Origin of the sequence: Bradyrhizobium sp. USDA 326 (assembly GCF_049739485.1) — a bacterium.
Classification (GTDB): Bacteria; Pseudomonadota; Alphaproteobacteria; order Rhizobiales; family Xanthobacteraceae; genus Bradyrhizobium.
Genome location: NZ_JBMGQA010000001.1, coordinates 4,772,890 through 4,797,146, shown reverse-complemented (window position 1 = coordinate 4,797,146; position 24,257 = coordinate 4,772,890). Strand labels below are relative to the sequence as shown.

Genomic DNA, 24,257 nt, shown 5'->3' with positions numbered 1-24,257 from the left:
TATTGGACATGACTGTCCTATGCTCTGCGGACGCATCTGATTTCGCGCGCGCAGCTCTTGGGTTTGAGCGAAATCAACCAGCGCACGATGGCCGAGACTATCCTTCGTGGCGACCGGAATGGTCAAACTCGAAGGAGAAAATGATCATGGCGACCGAAACCAAACTTCCTGTCACCAAGACGTCCACCGCACCTGCAGCCGCAGGCGAGGTATGGCAGCCGTTCCAGGCGCTGAGAAACGAAATCGATCAGATCTTCGACGATTTCGGCAACGGTTTCTGGAAACGGCCGTTCCGATCGCTCGCAGGGCTGGAGCGCGATCTGTCCAAGAACTTCAATGCGCCGGCCGTCGACGTCGCCGAAAGCGACAAGGCCTACGAGATCACGGCCGAGCTTCCCGGTCTCGACGAGAAGAACATCGACGTCAAGCTCGTCAACGGAGGTCTCACCATCAGAGGCGAGAAGAAGGAAGAGACCGAAGAGAAGAAGAAGGACTACTACGTTTCCGAGCGCCGCTACGGCTCGTTCGAGCGTTATTTCGCGCTCCCCGACGGCGTCGATGCCGACAAGATCGAGGCGACGTTCAAGAACGGCGTGCTCAAGGTCATGCTTCCCAAGACCGAAGAAGCTCAGAAGCCGGCCAAGACCATCAGTGTAAAGGCCGCTTGAAGGCCCGAGACGCGAGGCTGCGATAGTCGCAGCCTCGCCTCACCCAGAAAACTCGCCAGCGAACTCGAGGACACACCATGCGCGCGCATCATATCATGACGAAGGACCTGGTTGCCGTAACACCGCACACGACGATCGAGGAGGCGGCCAAGATCATGCTCCGAATGCACATCAGCGGCCTGCCCGTCATCGACGATGCCGGTAACCTCGTCGGGGTTGTCTCGGAAAGCGACTTCCTCCGCCGCAGCGAGATCGGCACCGGCCGCAGGCACGCCGCCTGGCTGAAGTTCTTCATGGGACCAGGACGCGCGGCTGCCGAGTTCGTTCACGAGCGCGGCCGCAAGGTTGCGGACGTCATGACGAAGCAGGTCGTCTCGGTGCAGGAAGACACGGATCTGGCCGAACTGGTCGACCTGATGGAGAAGAACGACATCAAGCGCGTCCCCGTGATGCGGGGCAAGACGCCCGTCGGGATCGTCACGAGGACGAACCTGCTGCAAGCCGTGGCGAGCCTCCTGCACGAAATTCCGGATCCGACCGCCGATGACGAGCATATTCGCGAGCGCATCACGCGCGCGGTCAACGGCACGGACTGGCGTCCGATCGGCTTTGAGGTGAATGTCCGCAAAGGCGTCGTGCATCTGCACGGCCTCGTCACCACCGATGAAGCCCGTCAGGCCGCGATCGTCGCCGCCGAAAGCACCGCCGGCGTCAAGAAGGTTCACGACCATCTCTGCTTCGTCGATACCTATACCGGGTTCTACGTGGAATCGCCCGAAGACATGAAGGCCGCCGGCTGAACTCGCGGATCGAGGTCACCATGCTCGGATGGTTCGTTCGGATTCTCTTCGCCATAGCAGCGCCGATCACGGCGCTGTTCGTGGCACGTGACGCACTGAACTTCGGCTTGATCCAGACCATCGTGACCATGTTGCTCGTGACTGTCCTGGTCGGGCTGATTGCCGCCTTTACCGGGCGGGACCGACAGGCACCGCGCTAGCTGCGGACGCGACACGGCGGCCGAACCCTGAGATCGCCGCCTGCGGCCGCTCCTGCCGAACCCATGCGCGAAGCCGCCCGATGGCGCCGGCGGGCACAGCAAAGGTAAAGCGGTGAGCCGGTACTCCAGAAATGCAAATGGTACCCTCAGTTCCGTGCGGCTACGGACATCACCTTAGGTGAAGCTCCCAAATTTCGGCCGGACCATTTATTCGCTAGTAAGGGTTCGTCAGCACGCACCGGCAAGGGGCCTGCAAATGAACCACTCGATTTACACTGCGGACAAGGCAACGCATCTGAAGGTGGTCGTCGCCGGATTGTTTGCCGGCATCGCCATCGTGGCGACCACGCTGACCGTGCACTTGGTCCAGCCCGAATTGAGCTTCCAGAAGGCGAAGACGCTAGCCGTCTACCAGGCGCGTCCGATGCATGGGCTGACCGAAATGGCCCAACGCTAGGTGAGATCGGCTGTTGGAGGATATTCAGATGACCAACGAAGCAATCAAGGCGCTGATGCTGCTCGCGATGTATGGCATCCTTGAGCTCGCGCTCTATTTTTCGTCGACCGCCAGAGCCGCCAAGCAGCCGGTCCGTTCGACACCCGGCCGGACTGCGAATCCCGATCTCACCCGTCGGGGGGCGGAAAACTAAGTCGATCCGCACGGTCGCCCGTCGCAGGAGACTTTTCGGACGGGGCTGAGCAAGCGCCTCGTCCTTCGAGACGACCGCTTTGCGGTCTTCTCCTTTGAAACTGCTGCTGCACACTCCGCCCTCATCCTGAGGGCCCGCCGGATGCGGGCGTCTCGAAGGTTGGCCGCAGGCGAGTCCCCGCCGCGTTTCCTCAGATGCGATTGCACTGCCCCGTTGGGAGATTGTCGTCCTCACGGACGAGCGTTACAACGGTTCGTCATCGAGCGTGGATGGTTCGGCCTGCAGCGAGACGAAGTCGCCGCCGCCGTAATCGTCCTCCGGATCGGGACTGACCGATTGAAGGCACAGGCGGTCATCGACGCCGCGAACGCCCGAAGCGTTCTCGCAAGCCACGATCGCCGCCCGGCGGGCGTTGTCGCCCTTGACGACGCCGCGCAGCGTCACCACGCCATCCCTGACGCTCACGTTCAAGCCGACGGGCTGCCAGGGCATCCCGGCCATCGCCGTAAGGACCGAACGGCGGATCTGATTGTCGTTTTCCGAATAGCCGGATGCGCCGGTCAGCGGGCCGGCAACTGCAGACAGGAAGTCGGAGCGGGTAATGATGCCGACAACGCGATCATTGCGCATGACCGGAACGTGATTCAGGTTTCGGCGCTCCATCAGGTCGGCAATCTCCTCGAGGGGAGTATCCTCCCTGGTCGTCGCCGGATCACGCGTCATCACCTGCTCGACCTTGCGCCCGTGCTCCTTGACGAATTCGCGCGCGATTCGGTCGGTTCCGAGCAGGACGGTCAGCAGCCGGTTGCGCGTGTGTTCCGTTTCGAGCTCCGCCCGCCTGAGGAAGTCGCTTTCGCAGATGATGCCAACAAGCTTTCCCGCAGCATCCGTGACCGGCAGTCCACTGATGTGGTGACCGAGCATGACCCTGATGGCATCGGCGATCGAAGCCTCGGGCCGAATAGCTATCACCCGCCGGGACATTATCTGGTGCGCGCGCATGTCATCAACTCCAGAGAGAACTCACAGGTAGTCGCCGCCCCTGACAGGGGCTTGATCGAGATCAACCGTCCGGCCGCGATCGAGGGCCATGCTGCCGTCAAATCTGGACATCGGACATGCGCCTGCAAGCATTGTTGGTGGCCGCGATCCTTGCGGCAGTCGCGGCGCCGAGGGCCGGAGCGCCGGCCGCAACGACGTCGGTCGAGGTCTCTGCCGCGCTCTCCGATCTCATGACCCGGCTTCAGCTCCAGCATGCCAAGCTCTGGTTTGCGGGGAAGCTCAGCAACTGGGGTCTGGCGAGCTACGAGATCCAACGGGTCGATGCCAGCCTCGAGGCGGCCGGCAAGCTCTTGCCCGACCCATCGCGGACCGCTCCTGCAAAGGCTCAGCTGCAAGCCGCACGAGAGGCGATCCGACAAAAGAACGTGCCTGCCTTCGCCAAGGCTTATTCGGCCCTCACGAACGAATGCAACAGCTGCCATCGGGCCACCGGCTACGCCTCGATCACAATCCAGGTACCGGTTCGCCCACCTGTCACCAACCAATTGTTCGTCGATCAGGTCACCGAAGGCCGGGCGCTGGCCCACGCCTCCTGCGGGACCTGTCATATCGTGGAGGATGCCGCCAGGGAATCGCCGGAGTCCCGGCCCCCGGCGCCGAGCCTCGTGGAGATCATCAGTCGTCCCTCGTTCTCCATCGATGACATCAGGCAGTTCCTGGCATCGGGCCACCGCAGGCTCGGACCCGACCAGGCCATGCCGAACCCGCGGCTCGCGGAGTACCAGATCGACGAAATCGTCGCGTACCTCGAAACGTTGAGAGCCGGCCCGCTGCGCTAAACCCGGCCCGCTCCACTCGCCCGTTGCAAGCCCGGCGGTTGATCTCGGTCAAACGGTGACCGGCAAAGAGCAGCATTGTGGACCCAACACAATCTGAACTGCGCAAGGCAGGCACATGACAGTGACAGACGGAGCCGCTCCCTCACCCCGGACGCGCATGCCGGCAGCGAACTCATTTCTGTGGGGCGTCTCGACCTCGAGCTTCCAGATTGAGGGCGCTTCCCATGTGGATGGGCGCGGCGACAGCATATGGGACAGCTATTGCCGACAGAAGGGCCGCATCAAGAACGGCGATACCGGCGATATCGCCTGCGATCACTATCACCGCTACCGTGAAGACATCGCGATGATGCGCGATATCGGCGTCGGCGCTTACCGCTTCTCGATCTCGTGGCCGCGCATCCTGCCTCGCGGTCGCGGGGCTGCGAACGAGGCGGGCCTCGATTTCTACGACAGGCTCGTCGATGCACTTCTGACTGTCGGCATAGAACCCTGGGTCTGTCTCTATCACTGGGATCTGCCGCAGGCGCTGCAGGATCTTGGCGGCTGGCAGAACCGGGACATCGCGGGATGGTTCGCCGATTATGCTGCGCTGGCGGCCCAACGCTTCGGCGATCGGGTCAAGCGGTTCGCCACCTTCAACGAGCCATGCGTGTTCACGCTGTTCGGATACGGTCTCGGCTGGAACGCGCCCGGCATTGCCGACCGGGGCGCTTTGCACCGAGCCATTCACCACGTCAACCTCAGTCACGGCCGTGCCATCGACGTGCTCCGGCAATCGGTGACAGGCGCATCGCTCGGCGCCATTCACAACCGCCAGCCCTGTTATCCCGTCACCACGAGAGAGGAGGACGTTGCGGCGACGCAGCGCCTCGCATCGTACTGGAATGACGCGTTCCCGTATCCGCAGCACTTTGCCTACTATCCCCCGGAGCTTGCCGAGTTCATCGAGCCTTACGTCAAGCCCGGTGACATGGCGCAGATCGCACGGCCGGTCGACTGGTTCGGGCTCAACCACTATTCGCCGCACTACATCAAGGCGGACAGCAATCCGATCGGCGCCGGCTTCGGTGCACCGCCGGACGGCGTACGCCGCACCACCATCGGCTGGCCCATCATTCCCGACGCGTTCCGCGATACGCTGCTGGACATCCACCGGCGCTTCCGGTTGCCGATCTACGTGCTGGAGAACGGAACTGCCGCGGACGACAAGCCGGACGATAGCGGCCGCGTTCAGGACACCGCACGAATTGCCTATCTCGACGCCTACACAAGGGCAATGCAGGAAGCGATGCGGGCCGGAGCCGACGTCAAGGGCTATTTCGTGTGGTCGTTGCTCGACAATTTCGAGTGGGCATCGGGCTATTCGCAACGCTTCGGTCTCGTGCATGTCGATTTTGCCACGCAGAAGCGAACCCCGAAGGCGTCGGCGCACTGGTATTCGGATCTCATTCGGTCGTCGCGACGGTCGCAGGTTGCCGCAGAACGCGCGGCGCTCGACAACGTGACGGCAACGCCCGGCGCGATGGCCGCCTCCACGGTCTTCAGCTGAGCCGATGAGCGCGATCCTCACGATCACGCCCAATCCGGCGGTCGACGTTTCGACATCGGTGGACAGGATCGTCCCTGTCGCCAAGCTGCGCGGCATCGGGCAGCGCCGCGATCCCGGCGGCGGTGGCATCAACGTTGCGCGCGTGGTCAAGCGGCTCGGCGGCAATGCCACCGCGCTCTATCCGGTGGGCGGCCTCACGGGAGACCTGCTGCGTCAATTGCTGGACAAGGAGGGCGTCGAAAGCCTGACCTTTCCGATCGCCGGCGAGACCCGGCAAGACTTCTTCGTCCGCGAGATCGGGACAGGCCAGCCCTATCGATTCATTCTGCCAGGGCCGCCTCTTGCAGAGCACGAATGGCAGAGATGCCTTGCCCTGCTATCGGCGCTGCAGCCGTTTCCCAGCTTCGTGGTTGCCAGCGGAAGCCTCCCGGCAGGGGTGCCCGACGACTTCTATGCAAGGGTCGCAAGGATCGTCAAACAGCGCGGCGCCAAGATGATCCTTGATACCTCGGGTCAGGCCCTCGTTGCTGCGGTGGCGGAAGGAGTCGAACTGGTCAAGCCGAACCTGCGGGAGATGCGCGAGCTGGTCGGCCGCGAGCCGTCCGATCCCGCCGAATGGGAAGCTGCTGCCGGAACGCTGGTGCGCAGCGGCAAAGCAGCGATGGTCGCCCTCACGATGGGACATCTCGGCGCCGCGCTGGTGACGAGCGAGCGCGTGTGGCGCGCCAAGCCTCTCGCGATCGTGCCCGTCGGCGCCGTCGGCGCAGGTGACAGTTTTCTCGGCGCGCTGGTCTACGGACTGGCATCTGGAGCCGGCCTCGAACACTGCTTTCGACAGGCGGTCGCCGCCGGCGCCGCGGCCCTGCTCAATCCAGGCACCGAACTCTGCCGGCCCGACGACGTCAAGCGTCTCGCCGAACAGGTCATTCTTTCCACGGCAGTTTAACGGGTCCAGCCGGAAGCATCGAGGACTCTGCCTGCTGCGGCGGCGTTTCCCGGTTGAGGCGGTCGAGCGACAGCAGGAGACCGCCGACCCGTTCCAGCGACGACCTCCAATCGGCGATACGCGCGTAATTGTCGACAACCCAGTTGAACGAGGCCTGCACCAGCGTGAAGGCCGCGGCGGCTTGCGTGAGCTCGCCCAGTGTCATCGCTCCGGAAAGAAATTTCGGCGCGCAAAGCACCAGGCCGATGATCGGCGCCAGAAGCGTGTTTCCGTGTGACACGATCGTCGTCTGCATCAGTTGCCAGCACAGGCGGCGCCATTGATCGATGGCGGCCCCGAGCGCACTGCGAACGTCGCGGCAGACTTCCGACCGTCGGTCTCGCGGCGCGGCACCCTCCCCGATATCGCGGAGCTCATGAGCCGCCGTGATCAACTCCGCCTCGGCCTGGTTCTTGATCTGAACGAGCCGGGTCAGGGGCGCCCCGACCAGCGTCATCGCGGTCGTCACGATGCCGGAATAGAGCGCGACACCGATGACCAGGTAGCCCGGGATCCGGATGGAATGACGTCCCACAGGGAGCGCTATGTCGCCGCCGACGGTCCAGAGAATCTGAATGAAAATGACCGCGCTGAGCAGCGCGGATACGAGCCCGAGCGCGAGGTCGATCGGCGCATCCGTTGCGATCCTGACGTCCTCGGCGATCCGGTATTCGGGAATTTGCTGCTCGCTCTGCACGGCCGCGAGGCGGGCATAACGGTCATCCTCGACCCAATAGTCGATCACCTTGCCGGTCAGCCATTCCCGCCACTTTCTTTGCACGGTCATGCGGCCCCAGACCGACGTCACGGCGAGTGCGACGCTGCCGAGGCACAATGGGACGAGCAGGAACGCCTGCCCCCTCAGCCGCGCAGGATCGCGGCTCTCCAGCGCATCGAAGAAATCGCGGTTCCAGTAGTTGAAACGAAATTGCACGTAGAGCTGGAGGACGACGATCATCACCAACAGCGCGCATAACACCCATACGCGCCAAGCCGATGCTCCCCGCCAGAAGCCCGAGGCGCTCTGCCAGAATCGCGACCTCGCCCGCGAAGAGCCGTTCTGGTCTGGTTCGATCATCATCAATGTTCACAGCTAAAGCCGGCATGTGCTGCGCACTTGATCTTTCGCAAACCGAAGGTGCCGAGATGCGCGAAAGTTGCCGCCATTCAGACCCATTCTGCAGCGCGGGAGAATGCGCGATGGACGCATCGAGCTACATTCGCTGGTTCAGGGACATACGTCTTGCCGACGTGCCGCTGGTCGGAGGCAAGACCGCATCCCTGGGCGAGTTGTATTCGGCGCTGACGCCGGAGGGCGTCAAGGTCCCGAACGGCTTTGCGCTCACCGCGGCCGCGTATCGGGACGCGCTGACCGAAGCCGGCGCGTGGGACAGGCTCGGCCCCCTTCTCGCCGGCGTCGACAAGCGGCGGATCGCCGATCTTGCCCGCCGCGCCGCCGCCGCGCGCGCGATCGTCTACGCAGCGACCGACCGGGAGGATCTGCGCGATCAGGTCAGACGGGCGTATCGGCAGCTGGAGCAGGAATACGGACGCAACGTCGCGGTCGCGGTTCGCAGCTCGGCCACGGCCGAGGACCTTCCGACCGCAAGTTTTGCCGGCCAGCACGACAGCTTTCTCAACATCCGGGGCGCAGACGGGCTGATGGAGGCCTGCCGCCGCTGCTTTGCTTCACTGTTCACGGATCGTGCGATCTCCTATCGGATCGACAATGGTTTCGATCACTTCAAGGTCGCACTGTCGGTTGCCGTGATGAAGATGGTCCGCTCGGATCTCGCGGCGAGCGGCGTCACCTTCACGCTCGATACCGAGACCGGGTTTCGCGACGTCGTATTCGTGACCGGGGTCTACGGGCTCGGCGAGAATATCGTGCAGGGCGTCGTCGATCCCGATGAATTCTACGTCCACAAGCCGACCTTCAACGCCGGCTTCCGCGCGGTTCTGTCGCGCCGCCTGGGATCCAAGGCAAAGCGGATGGTCTACGGCCGCGGGCACAACACGACCCGGAACGAGGCAACGCCGGCGAACGCGCGCCAGCAATTCTGCATCAATGACAACGAGGTCTTGACGCTGGCCGAATGCGCACTGCTCGTCGAGAAGCACTACTCGCAAAAGGCAGGCAAGCCGACCCCGATGGATGTGGAATGGGCCAAGGACGGCAGGGACGGTTCACTTTACATCATCCAGGCCCGGCCCGAGACGGTCGCCTCGCAACGGAAGCCGGAGGCGCTCGAGAGCTACGTCCTGAAATCGTCCGGGACGGCGCTGGCCGAAGGCCGCGCCGTCGGGGAAAAGATCGCGGCAGGGCGCATCCGGCTGATCAGGAACGAGCGGGATCTCCAGAAATTCCGCCCGGGCGAGGTGCTTGTCGCGACGGCTACGCGCCCGGACTGGGAGCCCGTCATGAAGCTCGCCGCCGCGATCGTAACCGATCATGGCGGCCGGACCTGCCATGCCGCCATCGTCGCACGCGAGCTTGGAGTGCCCGCAGTGGTCGGAACGGGCAGCTTCAGCAAGAGGGCGAAGACCGGCGCGGCTGTGACGGTGTCCTGCGCGGAAGGTGACATCGGTCACGTCTTCGAGGGGACCCTGCCGTACGAGATCGAACGGACCGCGACCGAAAATGTACAGAGGCCGCGCACCGAAATCATGATGAACCTCGGCAATCCCGAGGTCGCGTTCAAGAGCGCATCCCTGCCGAGCGATGGCGTTGGCCTTGCCCGTATGGAATTCATCATCAACCAGCATATCGGAATCCATCCGATGGCGCTCGCCTGCCCCGACAAGGTGACCTCGGCACGGGACCGGCGGAAGATCAAGCTGTTGACCGCACGCTACAAGCAGCCGTCCGAATTCTTCGTCGAGCGGCTTTCGGAGGGCGTCGGCACCATCGCCGCCGCGTTCTATCCCCGGCCGGTGATCGTGCGCCTCTCGGATTTCAAGACCAATGAATATGCGAACCTACTCGGCGGCGCCGATTTCGAACCTCGCGAGGAGAACCCGATGCTCGGCTTTCGGGGCGCCGCGCGCTACGCGCACCCCGCCTATGCGCAGGGGTTCGAGCTCGAATGCGCTGCAATGAAGCGGGTGCGCGAGGCGATGGGCCTCACCAATCTCAAGATCATGATTCCGTTCTGCCGGCGTGTCGAGGAGGCGCGCAAGGTCATTGCAGCCATGGCAAGTCATGGCCTCAAGCGAGGTGAGAACGGCCTCGAGATATTCATGATGTGCGAGATCCCGAACAACGTCATCCTGATCGATCAGTTCGCGCAATTGTTCGACGGTTTCTCCATCGGCTCCAACGATCTCACCCAGCTGACGCTCGGTGTCGACCGCGACTCCGAGATCGTCGCCTTCGACTTCGACGAGCGTGATCCCGGCATGCTGCAAATGCTGTCGATGGCCGTGCTCGGCGCCAAGCGCAACCGACGCCACGTCGGCATCTGTGGCGAGGCTCCCGCAAACTATCCGGAGATCGCGAAGTATCTGGCTGAGCTCGGGATCGACTCGATCAGCGTGAATCCGTCTAGCGTGTTGCGGACCATCGAGATCGTCCGCGCCGCGGAGCGCGACAGCGGGGAAGGCCGGCGGGCAGCGGGCTGAAGCGCCAGTTAGCGTTTGAGCATGATCTCCGCGCAAACGCGTTCCGCGTCTGTCGCACGGGCAACCGCTGCGCGCTTCTCCGGATCATGCTTCAGGGGCGCTTGTCCCTGCGATGTACGCCAAGCGCCTGACGCACCTCGTCGTCCTCGAGGGCATCCTTGATCGTGCGGTCTGCCGGCCTGGTCTCCAGCACCGGCGCGTTCCGGTCAGGTGCGGGTACCTCGGCCTTTCGCTCGGCCACGCTCTTCTTCGCCGGTTGACCATGCTCGTCCATTGCACGCTCTCCTGGGACGTGGACGTCAGTGCGACATCAGCAGGCAGACCGGAGCGTGCCGCAGAAGGCTCTGCGTCATGCCGCCGAAAACCCACTCGCCCAACCGGCTGTGCCCATACCCTCCCGTCACGATGAGGTCGGCGCCGACGTCGGCGGCCAGCCGAACGAGGTAGCCCGCATCAGGCTCCGCCGTATGCACGCGCACCTCGTGCTGGCAACTCACGCCATGACGCTGAAGATATTTGGTCACGTCCCGCAACCGGTCTCGCGCCGCATCCTGTTCGCTCGACGTGCAGATTTCGACGACCGTGGCTTGCGAAGCCCGGGTCAGAAACGGCAGCGCGTCCCGAATGGCCAAGCGCGCCTCCCGGGCGTCCTTCCAGCCGACCACGATCCGATCGCCCGACAACCGGGTGACGCCGTCCGGCACCGAGAGGATCGGACGGCCCAGCCGCAACATGGCTCCCGCCGCATCGAGATGCCTGGAGTAATTCGGCTTCAGCTGGCTGCGCCTCACCACGACGAGGTCCGCCGCCCTGGACTGCTCGACCAGGAACTCGGTCGGAAAGCCGATCGTCCAGCGCCATTCCACCTTCTCGTTCGGCAGGCGAACGATGCGCCTGAACCACGCCTCCTTGTCCGACAGCGTCGCGCGAATGCGCTTGAGATCCTCCTCGGTGGTCTGTTCGATGATCACGCCTTCGGCGACGAACGGAGGATCTATTGCGACGGCCGTGACGCCGAGCAAGGCGGCCCCGAAGCCGCTCGCGACCGTCTCGGCGACGGCAATCTGCCCTTCGTCCTGCTGCTCGGAATCGACGTAGACCATGACGCTGGCAAGAGACATGTCATTGCTCCATGACTTGAATGGTACCCTTATCTCGCGTTTCCCAATCGTCCCGTTGACGCAAATCAAGCGGCGCCGCCGCTCCTTGATCTCGATCAATCCGGTTGGCCCGAGAGACGGCAAGATGCCGAAAACCAACACGGAGCCCCGCCATGCAAGCACAGGACGTGATGATCGCACCGGTGGTGACCGTCGGCGCAAATGCAACCGTTCGCGAGGTCGCCAAGATCCTGCTCGAGCGCCGCATCAGCGCAGTGCCGGTCGTCGATGCCGACAACAAGATCCTCGGGATCGTGACCGAAGGCGACCTGATGCATCGAACCGAATCCGGCACCGAGCGCCACTATGCCTGGTGGCTTCGCCTCCTGACCGGTGACGCGCAAATGGCGACTGACTACGTCAAGTCGCACGCGGTCAAGGTCAAGGATATCATGACCCGCGAGGTCGTGACTGCCACCCCCGAAACGCCGCTGAGCGACATCGCCATGCTGATCGAGGAGCGTCAGATCAAGCGTGTGCCGATCGTCAACAAGCAGGGCCAGCTCGTCGGGATCGTCAGCCGGGCCAATCTGCTGCAGGCCGTCGCGAGCGCCCGGCCGAAGCTGGAGATTTCAGTCTCCGATGCGACCATCAGAAGGAGGTTCCTTGAAGAGCTCAAGAAGCAGCCCTGGGCGCATACGTTCAACCTGAACGCAACCGTCCAGAACGGCATCATCGACATCTGGGGCTTCGCGCCATCTGCGGCCGAACGCACGGCTATCCGCGTCGCGGCCGAGGCGATCCCGGGCGTCGTGCTGGTGAATGACCACTTGCTCGAAACTCCGGCTTTCGTTTACTGATGCAGGCCGGATCGCGTGCTCACATGGCGAGGATTTCATGCCGCACTTTGTCGTCAGCTTTCTGAAGAAGGTCGTCGGCGACCAAGGACAAGTCTGTGAGGCATGTCAGCGTACCATCGAGATCGATGCCGACGACGAGAAGGAGGCGGCGCGGTTGGCGAAGCAGGAATTCTGCGAACTTCGCGCAATCCGGGACTGGTCGCTCCACGCCGACCGGATCGACGTGAGGCCGGCCGATTTCCCTTCCTGAGAGTCATCCCGGTGATTGACGCGCGATGAGCCGCCATCACGCTTGCCGGGCGACACGTCGCCGCGAGATGCACGATCTCAGGTTGGCGAGCGTTGTGGATCGCGCCACTCCTCGACCGGCGCGATATGCTTCCGAAACAGGACGGCCGTGTCGGCGAAGCTTGGGACGCATTGGTGACCACGGGCGAAATTGCGCAGGCGGCCAAGTGCGACATCGTTCAATCCGAACAGGCGCTCATAGTCGACGCGGTCGATCTGAAGGATCGCCCCATTCTGCAGCGCTTCCAACTTCGCCTCCAGTTCGGGCAGGGTAAACTTGCCGCGCGCCAACGCCCGCCACGAACGACCGGCGCGTTCGGCGGCTTCGGCCTCGGCCAGGAAACGGTTCATCGCCTGCCGGACCTCCTGCTTCGGGATGCCGGCCGGTACGAGGTCAGCAACGATCCGGTCGATCGTTGGCTCGACGGTCGGACTTGCGAGGTCGGCTGCTACCATTTCCCGGGCAAAAACCTTGGCGGCTGCTGCAGACTTGCCGAGACGAAGCGCTGCCCATTGCGCAAGTGACGCCACCGCGCGCTCCCGGACTCTGAACTTTGCTTCCGCGCGATGCGCGAACTCGGCCTCGAATGCGTTCTCGCGCTCGTCGAACGAAGACATGCTCGGTCCTCCAGCTGGCGCAGAAGCACCACACTGAAAGGTTAGCTTGAGAGCAGCGCTCCCGGTTGATGCAGGTCAACGCTCAGGCCCCCCGCATTCCGGCGGCGGATTGGCTGATCGAGCGATCTGAAGGCATGGTTGTTCATATCGCTGCGGTTCCGAAGCGACCTTGATGCCGATCAGGAGGCACGCGCCCGCCACAGCATCGCGGCAAGCAGGAGATAGGCGGCGCAGGTCCACATCGCCTGCCAGTTCGCCGGCCCTTCGTTGAACCCCACATAGATCGCCGCTCCGACAAACACGCCGGCAAACAGCGTCTCCGGCACAGGACGGCTTCCCTTCCCGGGCGGGCTGAGCAAGGTGATGGCCGCGAAAGGGACCGCTGCCATGGTGAGTGGGGCAAAAGGAAAATCGATAAAGCGTGGGTCAAACACAAGCCCGAGCGCGGTCGCCGTGCCGATCACGACGATCATGATCAAGGCCCCCCCGTGCATGGTCACGAGCATCGATTCTGTCCGGTAGCCTTTCGGGCCGAGCACCTCCTGAAAGCTGGGCGGTGGGCGCCCCGACATCAGGGCGTTGGTACCAAACACCGGCGAAACCGTCGCGGCCACCAGAAGAGAGCCCCACATGAGCCAGCCACCGATTCCGATACTTTCAAAGAACACTTTCTGGGCGGCCACGCCAAACAGGATTCCGGCTGTCGTCGCCGATATTGCGACCCCAAACCATGAAGCCAGGCCAGGGCTGCCGGGCTTGCGACGCGAGGTCAACCATGCCACTCCGAAGATCAGCGTCGCCAGCGCAATTCCACTGCACATCTGCAGCTTCCAGAGCGGATAGTTGCTGACGGGGATGCCGGCAGGATATTTGAGCACACGTTCCTCGCCTCCGAACAGGCCCCATGATCCGCCGACTGTGCCCTCGATCTCTCGCTTCCAGGATTCGTCATAGGCCTCGAACAGGTTGACGCGGAAATGCTCGCGGCGGGCGAGGTCGAGGACCTCCGAGACCACCCGGGCCTGATTGACAGGGGACGGCAACGCCGATTCCCGCATCCGTCCCTGGCTCGGCCAGCCTACCTCTCCGATCAGGATTTCCTTGCCCGGAAAGGCCGCTGCGACCTGCCGGCGTATTGCGTCGGCGTGCTTGGCAGCGGACTCAGCCGGGATTGGCACGTTCTCCCAATAGGGCAGGATATGAATCGTGACGAAATCGACGACATCGTAGAGCTCACGATTGCTCAGCCAGAATTCCCAGACGTCGGCATAGGTCACGGGGACATTGACCTGCGCCTTGACTGCGCGGATCGTGTCGGCGAGATCGGATACTGTTATGTCCTTGCGCAGCAGCGTCTCGTTGCCGACCACGAGCGCGATCACGGTCCCGGGATATTCCCTGGCGAGGCGTATGGCCGTCGAAATCTGCGTTCGGTTCTTCTGCTTGTCCTTGTCGAGGAAAATGCCCTGAATGACCTTCAGGCCCGCTCGGGCTGCAAGTTCGGGGATCTGGTCGAGACCAAGATCGTTTGCATAGGTACGGATGCAGTCGGTTATCTCCGCCAGTTGGGCAAGATCCTCCGCGATCTGCTCACGCGATACCTGCGTCGCCGGCGAAAGTGAGGTCTGATGGTTGCGGAATGGAGCGTATGAGATGCATTGGACCTTGTCATTCGGATCGATCGGTGCGCGCACCAGATGGACCGGCGTGCCCAACCACCACCACACGACGGCGATAACGCCCAGCGAAATCAGGAAGAGCGCGAGCGAAACGCGGAGAGCATCCGGGGGCTTTCCGGCAGGCGCGACGTGACGGGTTTCCTCGCTTGGCGAGAGCGACAGCCTGGAGAACCAGCTTGCTTTCTGAGGATGGACCAACTGATCACATGTGAGGTGCCGCTTTTCACCTGCCGCGATGTCGCGGACGCGTCGCATTGCTTCAAGCGCGCGCCTGCGATCGCGACTTGCATGAAAAGCAAGGGGATCATGCAAATGAGCTTGTTAACGGTCGCTCCCGAAGAATTATAGGATCGCTCACGTTTCCACAAGCCGGTTGCTTCAAGTCAATTCCTGAAGTCGCCATGGATGATCGCCCGGAAGATCGCCGCTTTGGCGATCTCCCTGAGCTGCAATCTGCATATTCTCAGTAGCAGACGCGCACGCGGCGCCAGCGCCGACCATCCCACACGGTGCGGCGAACGCACGGTTCGTAGTAGATGGGCCCGTATGGTGCATAGTAAGGTCCTGGAGGATAGTAGACCGGAGCCGGATAGTATGGATATGGATAGGGCCCTCCCATGGCGGCTCCAGCGAGAATGCCAGCGGCAAACCCGCCGATCACCCCCGCGGCGATCCGTCCATTCCTTGCTTCTGCTCCGGTCGGCATCAACGCTGCCGCGGCAATCACGGCAACGGCCGCGAGTGTGCTCAATTTTCCTACAATTCGCATGACTGTCTTCCTTCCGAGCCGGAACGGAAGCGTTAGCAATTGAACAGCAGCCTTCGTTGCGCTCGATCAAAGCTGCAACGATTGATCGAGCGGCCGTTGAGAGGGCGAATGGCGCCTTGCGGGCTGGCGAGCGGCTATGCCGATTGCGGTGTCGGTCGCGTGTCCTGCAGAATTGACCCGCGTACCAATCAGGTGATCGGAACGGCCACGAAGCTCATCGTTCCGGCGCGCTTGATGCGGACCAGGATCGTGCGCTTGGCTCGCGCTCGCGCTTCGTCAACCATGCCGTTCAGGTCAGCTGCGGTACTGATGCCCCGACCACTGACGGCGACAATGATGTCACCGACCTGAAGGCCGCCATCCAGCGCACCGCGACCCGGTTTGACGTCTAGAATCACCACACCTTCGTCACCGGCGCCTGAGATGGAGCGTGCCGGTGCAAGCGTAAGCCCGAGCGCGGACTTCTCTCCCGGCTCCGGCTGCTCTTCCGAGCGAGCGTTCGCGGTGCGTGAGTGTTCACCCACGGTCACATCAAGCGACATCTCCTGCGCATTTCTCAGGAGGCGAAGATTGATGACGGTACCGGGAGCGATCGCCGCCACCGTCCTGGCGAAATCGCGGGGATTCTTGAGCTCATGATCGTTCACGAACGTGATCACGTCACCAGCCTCGACACCCTGCCTGGCTGCCGGTCCTTCGTCCAGCTGCGCAACAAGGGCACCCCGGGTGTTCTTCAGATTCAGCGCGTCAGCAATTCCTGGCGTGACCTCCTGGAGGTAGACGCCAACCCAGCCTCGCGTGACGTGACCTTTCTCTCGAAGCTGGCGAACAACGGACCTCACGGTTTCCGCCGGAACATCGAACGCCACCCCCATTGAGCCGCCCGAAGACGAATAAATGGCGGTATTGACCCCGATGACCTCCCCCCTCACGTTGAACGTCGGCCCGCCGGAATTGCCCTTGTTGACCGGAGCGTCGATCTGAATGAAATCATTGCCGATGTCGCGACCGCGTGCCGAGACAATCCCGGCGGTGACCGTGCCGCCCAGCCCGAATGGATTTCCGATCGCCAGCACCCATTCGCCTATCCGGGGCTCCGCCTCGGCGAGACGCACGTAAGGCAAATCGTCCGGTGCGGAGATTCTGATGAGCGCGAGATCGGTCTGCGGATCCCCCCCGATGAGCTTGGCGGAATGGACCTTGCCATCGTCCATCGTCACCTCGATCTCGATGCCACCCGCAATGACATGCTCGTTCGTGACGATATAGCCGTCCCCGGAAACGAGAAAGCCCGACCCAACGGTCACATCGGACCCCGGAAGCGGATCTCCGGGAATTTGTACGCCGAACTGCTTGAAGAACCGATCCAGCAGCGATCCCGGCGGGATCGATTGCCGGCGCTCGACATCAAGCCCCCTCTGATCGGTCTTCACACGGATGCCGACGACGGCCGGCCTCACCCGTTCGATGACCTCGGCAAATCCGATCGGAGCCCTGGCGCCGACCGCATCGACCTCGGCGGCGAGCGCCCGCTTCGTTCCCACCGGCGCGAGCGCCGCTCCCATCATTGCGGTGAACAGCGCCAAGACGATCGCTCTACCGGCGCGAGCGGCCGTAACACGCGCGCCAAGGGGTCCAGGGATCACTCTCGCACCTCATCCACGTAAGCAAATGCTCGAGGAACTTGACCGGCTTTCACATCATCATCTTGATTTGCGTCAATCGCCGACCTTGCGGACGATCAGCTCGGGGGCGGCCGTTGGGACTCCCTTCCCGCCCGCGGGCGAGCAGGCCCCTCGCATCGGGACTGCCATATGCGAACGCATCGCCCCGGCGCGTGACGCCGTGGTCGCGCATGCCGATGATGCAAAGCGCACTTTCACGCCATAGCGGGATCGATGGAAAGAACGGTCACGGGCCAGCGCTCCGAGCTCGACCACGGCTGCGGTCAGAGAAGTTGTCTAGCTGGCTACCAGGGCGGTCCGATCCAAGACTGATTTCCGAAATGAGGACTTACACGCGCAGTAAGAGATGGTGCCGAGCGGACTCTCGAGACGTGGGCAACTGCATTGCAGCCGTTGCCTCTGAACGTGACAGCTTCAACGTATGGACCGGCTTGATGGCTCTTGCAGCTTTGAAGTACTGCCTTCTATGTCTCTAATCGTACCGGTAACGCGGTCAGAGCACGAATGCCGAGGCGCTTGTGCCACCGGATGCTCACTCCGCGATTGAGCCGCAAATTCGGGAAGCGCAAAAGGAGCCGTTCAATTCCAACAGCGGCCTCTACCCGGGCGAGCTGAAAGCCCAGACAGAAATGCACCCCGGTGCCGAACGAGAGATGCGGATTCGGATGACGCGCTATGTCGAATACCTGTGGACGTTCGAATCTCGCGGGATCGCAGTTTGCCGCCGCCAGCAACGCCGCAATCATGTTCCCGCGCTTGAAGTTTCGCCCCATCCATTCCATGTCGCGAGTGACGAAACGTGGTTTGGTCATCTGAATCGGCGATACGTAGCGAAGGCATTCTTCAACGCAACTTGGCATCAGCCCCGGATCGCTGCGCAGCAGCCGCAACTGATCCTCACGTGAGAGCACTCCAAAAGACCGCCCACGATGAGGTGTGTCGTCGTTTCCTGCCCTGCTCCAAACAGGAGAAAGATCATGGACACGAGTTCGTCTTCGCTCAGCCTTTGGCCGGTCCCGAAACGAAGAAGGCGGTGTAGTCGAGGGTATTCACTGGCCGGATTTAACTCGGGAAATCCATCAAGCGTTTTTTCTCCCGAATCGAAGATGATGATCGAGGCGACTGATCCGCGGCGTTTGTGGAGCGCCCTTCTGCTCGTTTCGACACGGGGACCGAACGTTCGGCTGTATGTCAATCCGAATGTCGCGCAAAACAAGGCCGAGTTGATCAAGGCCGCCCGGCGATCCCTCCCGGGGGCGCTTCCGCATCACCGAGCGGTGCGAACCGATTCCGATGCCGAAGCTGGTAAGACTATATCAGATATCGAGAGTAGCTTTGAGGTGCTTCCCGCGACCAGTCCCGTCGCGAGGATCGCGCCCCGGCCGATCAATCTTGGCGAAGCCGTACGGCGCCTTTTGGGACACAATCCCGATCACGCAGCAAACACAGCCCAAGTTCTCGCAATGTATCACGACAGTCTAACGAAGGCAGTTGTTCGATTTCTCGCAGGGATCGAACCAAACCGTAGAAATGAACACAATACAACTATTCCCTTTGATCTTCCTTCTGAACTGACCGAGTTGGAGCCACAACGGTGGGACGAAGGTAACGTCTACTTCCTGCAGCAGAACCTTAGGTACATGCAGTTGCGCGCGTGGAGAAACTCGCTTCGTTCATCCCCGAATGTTCCCTCCGAGCAAGATAACACGTTTGGCAAAAGGACATAGGAGAGCGCTGTGCGGATAAATCCGATGCGAGGCTTTTGGTGAAGGCGCGCCTTTCGCACACTGCGCCAGCTACCTTCGAGCCCGCCGAGTAGTACAAGGCCGCACCACGACACTTTGGAAGCATTCGAAACACTTCGCAGCCAGAGCACGCGCGATGACTCAGCCAGTAGACTCGCTCACTTCAGCGAAATCACAATCGCACTGAGGTTGGCGGCCATCTCCAACCCCGCCTTGGGGCCTTGCAAGACCATCACGACGCCGTTGTCGTTTCGCAGGTGAACACCACCCACACCGCCGACGAGAGCGCCACCACCGCCAACCGAACTATAGGTGCCCGCGAAGTCGCGGACGTCTCTGATGCCGGAGGCCCAGCCTTCCAGCCGACCGGCCGTGGCGCCGGCGGTGATGCCTAGGCTTATGCCGGTGACGCGGAAGGGATAGCTGCGGCCGCGATAGCTCAATACGCCATTGCCTGCACCACCGCCGACCAGCAGGCCTGCCTTCACGATCTTCACCCGGACATGACCGGCAGCTTGCGCAAGCAAAGGAGCGGCCGGAGCGGTGACGGCGAACAGCACGATCGCGACAAGGCGGCCGATCGAGCGCAGCCTGACGCTGGTCATCTCACGGTTTCGCGGCATCGACCTTCTTCCAGGTCTGGTCCGGATCAAACAGCGTCAGGCGCTTGGCCACGAAGTCGGTGCGCTTGCCGAGATCCTTCTGGTAGACCACGCCGGCATGATTGACCAGGAAGGTCATTACGCCGGAATTGCCGTATTCGGCCGGCCAGGCGATCAGCGCGAAGCCGCCGATCATCTTGCCTTTGACGACGTAGTTCATGGCGCCTCCGGGAGCATCGGGTCCCTGCGCCTTCAGAATGCGGAAGTAATAGCCGTGATAGGGCGTCATTCCCTCACCGGCCTTGTAGCCCTCGCTCGAGGCCTGCGCGGCCAGTGCTCCAAGCGGGCTCGGATCGCTGTCGTCGCGCCAGAACAATCCATCTTTCTTGCCGGGCGATGAGACGATGCGCTGTGCAAAGACGCCGACCCCCTCGCCGCGGTCCTTGTCGGCATATTCGTTCTGCGCATCGACGAACGCGAGTGCGGTCTGAATCGCGTCGAGCTCGTTTCGTCCAATGCGACGGCGAAGCACCTCGATGCGCCCTTCGTCGGTGTCGAATTCCCAGCCGGCCTTGGCGTTCACCAGCGGAATCGGGAACGGGAAATCGTCTGGGCCCAGGATGAGGGTCGCGCTCTTGTTACCCTCCGCCTTGATGCCGTGCTTGGCGTCATACATCGAGGTGAAGCGCTGGCGGATATCGTTGTCGGCGATCTCGTCGCCGGAGAAAACGATGTCCTCTGCCGCGCTGCCGAGCACTTTCAGGATGTCGCGAGGGCCGCTCTTGACTGCGGCCGCAAGCGCTGCAGCCGCGTCCTCCGGCGTCTTGTAGGATTGCTGTGCCTGTGCCGCCGAGCCAAGCAGGGTCAGCGCCAAGATGCCGGGCAATATCGTACGGTGAAGCGCGTTCAGGCCGATCATGGCATCACCTCCGCCGGAACCTTCGCGCCGCCGGCGAGCCAATCGCCGTAGGTGCGGAATGTCAGCCCAAGCTTTTTGTAATAGACGCGCAGGTAACCGTCACTGCCGCGCGTGACGGCGTCGGGCATGACCTGTGCGACCTCCTGCGCCAGCACACCGACATAGGCCTTGTTGCTGCCGATATAGCTGAAGCGGTAGTAGCCGAGGCCGTTGGCGAGCTGCCCGAGAAGGACAATATCGTGCTTCAGCGCGACATCCGAACGCCGGCCGCCGCCACCGCCGCGGAAGCCGCCTCCGCCGCCGCCACGCATCGCCATTCCGCCTCCGCCACCCCGGCCGGCCATGCTCGGTCCGCCGCCTCCGCCGCGCGGCATGCTCGCCATGCTGGATCGTCCGCGCGCTGACGCGGCGGCCGCCGATCGAGCGGACGAGACGTTCATCGCGCCGCCGCGATTGCCGCCACCGCCGCGGCTGGCTGCACCGCCGCCGCGATTTGCGGCCTTCGCGCGATCGCCGCCGCCCTTGGCAGCAGCCTTGGACCGGTCACCGCCACCCTTGGCTCGGTCCCCTGCACCCGCACGGTCGCCGCCTCCGGGCCGGTCGCCCCGATTGCCGGCGCGATCGCCTGCCCGGTCACCCGGTCCGCCACGATCACCGGCGCGGTCGCCTGCGCGATCCCCCGCCCGGTCTCCTGCACCCTGGTTGGGACGCAGCACCTGGCTGCCGTCACGGCCGCGGAAGTCCATCCGGTCCGATGCGCCCGCCTTGAGGTTGTTGTTGCCGAAGCGCTGCTGAACGTTGCTATTGCTGTAGCGTACCCCTTGCCGATGCGCGGGATTATGCTGCCAGCCATTGCCGATGTTCGTGGTGCGATGGTTGACGTAGACGTTGCGGTTGCCCCAGTTGCAGCCACCGCCCCAGTAATTGCCCCAGCGTCCGACCGCCCAAGCCGTGCCGAACGCGATGCCGGCAGCTACGACTCCTGCACCGATATAGGACGGATAGCCCCAGTAGTATGGCGGGTACTCCGCATAGGGCCAGCTGCCATAGACAGTGGCCGGATCGTAGTACGGCACGTACATCGCTGCGGGATCTGCCTGCTGGATCACGACGACCTGCTTGCCTTCCTGAGACTGGACGCTGACCCTCTGCTGCTTGGTGGTCACCAGCTTCTTGTTGTCGTAGGCCTTGGTGCGAAGGCGCTGGATCGCATCCATCACGTCGGGCTGCTGCGCCAGAAAGGCATCGCCGAGCTTCTTGGTCCAGTCGAGCTGATCGCTCATCATGGTCAAGACGTCGGCAGTGCTGGCCAGTGCCTTGACGCTGTCGTCCCAGCCCTGCTTGTCCACCTCCGTCTTCAGCGCATCGCCTTTCAGATTCTTGCGTTCCTTCAGCCAGCGATCGGCCTGCACGATTTCCAGCGGATAGGTCGAGGCGGCCAGCACGTTCGCAAGCAGTTCGTCCGGATAGAGCGCGATCGGCGCAACCAGAGCCTCTAGTTGCTCGGGCTTCAGCAGCTCAGCCGTCGGTACAGCCGAATTCGCCGCTTGCGCCTGCGGGGCGGGGGCGGTGGGCTTGTCGGCCGTCTGGGCCGACACGCAAACGGGCGTAGCCAGCAACAGCGCAAGCGCGATCAACGTCTTGCCGCAGCGGATCATCGCATCCTCCATCTCGGTTCTGCCGAGACCATGAGACGGAGAGAGGGACGTTCATTGACAAAAATCAACGAAACGAGAGTGTCGCCTGCTGCAACGCGAGATACTAGCTCGCGAGCGGGAGCCGAACGGTGAACAGTGCACCGCCGTATGGCTGATTTTCCGCGACAATCGTGCCGAGGTGCGCCTCGACGATCGTCCGGGCGATCGCCAGCCCCATTCCCATGCCCTCCGGCTTAGTGGTGAAGAACGGATCGAAGATGGTCTTTAGGTCGGCAACCGCGATACCAGGCCCCGTGTCTCCCACGCGAATTTCGGCAAAACTCCCGGCGCAGGCCATGATCACGCTGACCTCGCGCTTGCCTGTCTCAACCTCCGAAGTGGCATCCAATGCATTGAGGATGAGATTGAGCACGACCTGCTGCAGTTGGATGGGATCGCCCTTGACGTGCAGGTCCGTATCGGCCGGCCCATAAAAGCTCAGATCGATCTTGCGTCCTGAGGCCACATCGCCGACAAACCCCATCACCTCCCGCACCGTTTCCTTCAGCTCGATGTCCTGGATCTCGAACGGCGCCTTCTTGAGGACGCTGCGCAATCGGCGGATCACCTCGCTGGCACGCTGATCGTCACGCCTGATATCGGCGAGAATCTCGCGGACTTCCTCGAGATCTGGCGCGGAGCCCTTCAGCATCAATTCCGCGGTCTCCGTATTGGTCAGAATTGCACCGAGGGGCTGGTTCAGCTCGTGGGCAATCGACGCCGTCAACTCGCCGACGGCGGAGTAGCGGTTGACGTGCGCGAGCTCGGCGAGACGCTGTCGGGATTCGACCTCGGCCAGGCGCCGCCCCCGGCGCTCATGAAGCAAGCCGCTGATGAGTCCTGTCTGGATCAGGATCACCGCCGCGATGAGCGCCAGCTGCCAGCGGTACTTCTCCCAGATGCCGGGCTCGCGAAACAGGACCTCGCTGCCTTGCGGCAGGTTGCTCTCGCTGATTCCCCACTGCTGCATTTCCCGCCAGTCATATTTGGGCGCAGCATAGGCGATGGGTTCGATCTTCACGTCTGCAGGCCGTTCACCGCCGAGGATCCGGAGCGCTGCATCGGCGGTCTTCTGGCCAAGCTCGGGAATGGAATGCATGGGGCCGCCGACGATATCGCGCCCGAAGAAGGACTCCTCAAAACAGAAGATGGGGGCGTTCGCAACGGAACGAAGCCGATGCAGCGCATTCTCCCCGTCATGAATCACGCCAGCCGCGTCGACCGACATCAGGCCCCAAAACAGGACCGTTTGCGACGGCAGCGCCGAGGCTCGGTTCAGGATCTCGTCGAACGACAGATCGCCGTACCAGACGAACGAGACGCGATCCTCCAGCGCCCCGACATCTTTCTTTACTTCCTCGAGCCAAAATTGCTCCAGCTTGGACGCACCGATGACGACGGCGATCGTACGCGTGTCCGGCAACACCTGAAGAACGTTGCGGAATGCGCTGACGAAGTCGTGGCGGACCGAAACAACGGTATCCTTCTCGGTCAGGCTCGCTCGGTCGATCAGGCGTTCTTCCACCGTTGTGAGGACCATCGGCGCATTCGGGAACAACTCCGCCCGGTGCCTCTGCACAAAACCCGCGGCGGGTCCCCCGACGCTCATGACGATGTCAGGCGGACGGCCCTGGTAGAGCGATCGAAGATACTCGACGAAGGGTCTTTCGGGACCCGGCGCCGTGAATCGTGCGGTCAGGAGCGTATGCTCCTGAACATCGAGCGGCCACGGCGATCGCTGCTCGAGATTGGTCTTGATGCTGCGGGCGTATTCGCTCCAGGGTAGGAAGTCCCGCCCGAAGGAGTGCAACAATAGAACGCGCCTGGGTTCGCGCGGGTTGACCTCAGGCTGCCCGGCAGCATGTGAAGGCTGGGCTCGACCGCTCAACCAAGCCAATCCGAGGCACAACAGCGCGATCGCGGCGGCCCGGGACTTGCTCGACGCAATGAGCTTGCGCCCACTCATGCTTTCTCCGAA

The 24,257-nt window shown here is 62.8% G+C and carries 24 protein-coding genes; 12 read left to right on the top strand and 12 right to left on the bottom strand.

Translation table 11 applies throughout. From position 1 onward, the window contains the following. The first annotated feature begins 146 nt into the window (after positions 1–146). The 5 genes from ABIG06_RS22630 to ABIG06_RS22610 all read left to right on the top strand — a co-directional run bounded on the left by ABIG06_RS22630 (position 147) and on the right by ABIG06_RS22610 (position 2,318). The gene (locus ABIG06_RS22630) at positions 147–668 is read left to right on the top strand and encodes an Hsp20/alpha crystallin family protein (RefSeq protein WP_370138688.1); all 522 of its coding nucleotides are present in this window, start codon (positions 147–149) and stop codon (positions 666–668) included. Between the two features lie 77 nt (positions 669–745). Beyond that, positions 746–1,468, top strand: coding sequence for a CBS domain-containing protein (locus ABIG06_RS22625; protein WP_370138687.1), 723 nt, complete (start codon positions 746–748; stop codon positions 1,466–1,468). 20 nt (positions 1,469–1,488) lie between these two features. Further along, entirely contained in the window at positions 1,489–1,668 is a 180-nt protein-coding gene (locus ABIG06_RS22620) for a hypothetical protein (RefSeq protein WP_124159616.1), read from the top strand. Positions 1,669–1,924: 256 nt separating this feature from the next. Then, positions 1,925–2,125, top strand: coding sequence for a hypothetical protein (locus tag ABIG06_RS22615; protein WP_370138686.1), 201 nt, complete (start codon positions 1,925–1,927; stop codon positions 2,123–2,125). Between the two features lie 28 nt (positions 2,126–2,153). Further along, positions 2,154–2,318, top strand: a complete 165-nt coding sequence (locus tag ABIG06_RS22610) for a hypothetical protein (protein ID WP_158626726.1) — start codon at positions 2,154–2,156, stop codon at positions 2,316–2,318. 243 nt (positions 2,319–2,561) lie between these two features. On the opposite strand, the gene ABIG06_RS22605 is transcribed toward ABIG06_RS22610, so the two are convergent. Next, a complete protein-coding gene (locus ABIG06_RS22605; RefSeq protein WP_124159618.1) occupies positions 2,562–3,320 on the bottom strand; it encodes a CBS domain-containing protein in 759 nt (252 codons plus the stop codon). 116 nt (positions 3,321–3,436) lie between these two features. Here ABIG06_RS22605 and ABIG06_RS22600 point away from each other — a divergent pair, with 116 nt between their 5' ends. The 3 genes from ABIG06_RS22600 to ABIG06_RS22590 all read left to right on the top strand — a co-directional run bounded on the left by ABIG06_RS22600 (position 3,437) and on the right by ABIG06_RS22590 (position 6,657). After that, positions 3,437–4,159 carry a c-type cytochrome gene (locus tag ABIG06_RS22600; RefSeq protein WP_370138685.1) on the top strand — a complete coding sequence of 241 codons (723 nt, stop codon included), beginning with the start codon at positions 3,437–3,439 and terminating at the stop codon, positions 4,157–4,159. Between the two features lie 157 nt (positions 4,160–4,316). After that, positions 4,317–5,711 carry a GH1 family beta-glucosidase gene (locus tag ABIG06_RS22595; RefSeq protein WP_370138684.1) on the top strand — a complete coding sequence of 465 codons (1,395 nt, stop codon included), beginning with the start codon at positions 4,317–4,319 and terminating at the stop codon, positions 5,709–5,711. A gap of 4 nt (positions 5,712–5,715) precedes the next feature. Continuing rightward, entirely contained in the window at positions 5,716–6,657 is a 942-nt protein-coding gene (locus tag ABIG06_RS22590) for a 1-phosphofructokinase family hexose kinase (protein WP_370138683.1), read from the top strand. On the opposite strand, the gene ABIG06_RS22585 is transcribed toward ABIG06_RS22590, so the two are convergent. Beyond that, positions 6,635–7,774: an SbmA/BacA-like family transporter gene (locus ABIG06_RS22585; protein ID WP_370140889.1), complete on the bottom strand. Its 1,140-nt coding sequence runs from the start codon at positions 7,772–7,774 to the stop codon at positions 6,635–6,637. The genes ABIG06_RS22590 and ABIG06_RS22585 overlap by 23 nt on opposite strands. Positions 7,775–7,896: 122 nt before the next feature. Here ABIG06_RS22585 and ppsA point away from each other — a divergent pair, with 122 nt between their 5' ends. Beyond that, the gene (ppsA, locus tag ABIG06_RS22580; protein WP_370138682.1) at positions 7,897–10,317 is read left to right on the top strand and encodes a phosphoenolpyruvate synthase; all 2,421 of its coding nucleotides are present in this window, start codon (positions 7,897–7,899) and stop codon (positions 10,315–10,317) included. A gap of 91 nt (positions 10,318–10,408) precedes the next feature. Here the strand turns inward: ppsA and ABIG06_RS22575 are convergent, their stop codons facing one another. Further along, entirely contained in the window at positions 10,409–10,591 is a 183-nt protein-coding gene (locus ABIG06_RS22575; RefSeq protein WP_370138681.1) for a hypothetical protein, read from the bottom strand. 25 nt (positions 10,592–10,616) lie between these two features. Next, a complete protein-coding gene (locus ABIG06_RS22570; RefSeq protein WP_370138680.1) occupies positions 10,617–11,438 on the bottom strand; it encodes a universal stress protein in 822 nt (273 codons plus the stop codon). A 152-nt stretch (positions 11,439–11,590) separates the two neighbouring features. Here ABIG06_RS22570 and ABIG06_RS22565 point away from each other — a divergent pair, with 152 nt between their 5' ends. Continuing rightward, positions 11,591–12,277 carry a CBS domain-containing protein gene (locus ABIG06_RS22565; protein ID WP_124159625.1) on the top strand — a complete coding sequence of 229 codons (687 nt, stop codon included), beginning with the start codon at positions 11,591–11,593 and terminating at the stop codon, positions 12,275–12,277. Positions 12,278–12,314: 37 nt separating this feature from the next. Then, a complete protein-coding gene (locus tag ABIG06_RS22560) occupies positions 12,315–12,527 on the top strand; it encodes a hypothetical protein (RefSeq protein ID WP_370138679.1) in 213 nt (70 codons plus the stop codon). Between the two features lie 77 nt (positions 12,528–12,604). On the opposite strand, the gene ABIG06_RS22555 is transcribed toward ABIG06_RS22560, so the two are convergent. The 4 genes from ABIG06_RS22555 to ABIG06_RS22540 form a co-directional block, all read right to left on the bottom strand. Then, the gene (locus ABIG06_RS22555; protein WP_370138678.1) at positions 12,605–13,183 is read right to left on the bottom strand and encodes a DUF1476 domain-containing protein; all 579 of its coding nucleotides are present in this window, start codon (positions 13,181–13,183) and stop codon (positions 12,605–12,607) included. Between the two features lie 179 nt (positions 13,184–13,362). Further along, a complete protein-coding gene (locus ABIG06_RS22550) occupies positions 13,363–14,928 on the bottom strand; it encodes a beta-(1-6) glucans synthase (RefSeq protein WP_370140888.1) in 1,566 nt (521 codons plus the stop codon). 891 nt (positions 14,929–15,819) lie between these two features. Beyond that, positions 15,820–17,217 (bottom strand): trypsin-like peptidase domain-containing protein, encoded by a 1,398-nt coding sequence (locus ABIG06_RS22545; RefSeq protein ID WP_370138677.1) that lies wholly within the window; start codon positions 17,215–17,217, stop codon positions 15,820–15,822. Between the two features lie 563 nt (positions 17,218–17,780). Then, the gene (locus ABIG06_RS22540; RefSeq protein ID WP_370138676.1) at positions 17,781–18,206 is read right to left on the bottom strand and encodes a cytochrome P450; all 426 of its coding nucleotides are present in this window, start codon (positions 18,204–18,206) and stop codon (positions 17,781–17,783) included. A 216-nt stretch (positions 18,207–18,422) separates the two neighbouring features. Here ABIG06_RS22540 and ABIG06_RS22535 point away from each other — a divergent pair, with 216 nt between their 5' ends. Beyond that, positions 18,423–19,043: a hypothetical protein gene (locus ABIG06_RS22535; protein ID WP_424578390.1), complete on the top strand. Its 621-nt coding sequence runs from the start codon at positions 18,423–18,425 to the stop codon at positions 19,041–19,043. A 176-nt stretch (positions 19,044–19,219) separates the two neighbouring features. Here the strand turns inward: ABIG06_RS22535 and ABIG06_RS22530 are convergent, their stop codons facing one another. The 4 genes from ABIG06_RS22530 to ABIG06_RS22515 all read right to left on the bottom strand — a co-directional run bounded on the left by ABIG06_RS22530 (position 19,220) and on the right by ABIG06_RS22515 (position 24,245). Then, a complete protein-coding gene (locus ABIG06_RS22530; RefSeq protein ID WP_370138674.1) occupies positions 19,220–19,666 on the bottom strand; it encodes a hypothetical protein in 447 nt (148 codons plus the stop codon). A 1-nt stretch (position 19,667) separates the two neighbouring features. Beyond that, positions 19,668–20,582: a DUF2950 domain-containing protein gene (locus tag ABIG06_RS22525; RefSeq protein ID WP_370138673.1), complete on the bottom strand. Its 915-nt coding sequence runs from the start codon at positions 20,580–20,582 to the stop codon at positions 19,668–19,670. Continuing rightward, entirely contained in the window at positions 20,579–22,240 is a 1,662-nt protein-coding gene (locus tag ABIG06_RS22520; RefSeq protein ID WP_370140887.1) for a DUF3300 domain-containing protein, read from the bottom strand. The genes ABIG06_RS22525 and ABIG06_RS22520 overlap by 4 nt, the downstream gene beginning before the upstream one ends. A 103-nt stretch (positions 22,241–22,343) precedes the next feature. Beyond that, positions 22,344–24,245, bottom strand: a complete 1,902-nt coding sequence (locus ABIG06_RS22515; protein ID WP_370138672.1) for a sensor histidine kinase — start codon at positions 24,243–24,245, stop codon at positions 22,344–22,346. Between the last annotated feature and the right edge of the window lie 12 nt (positions 24,246–24,257).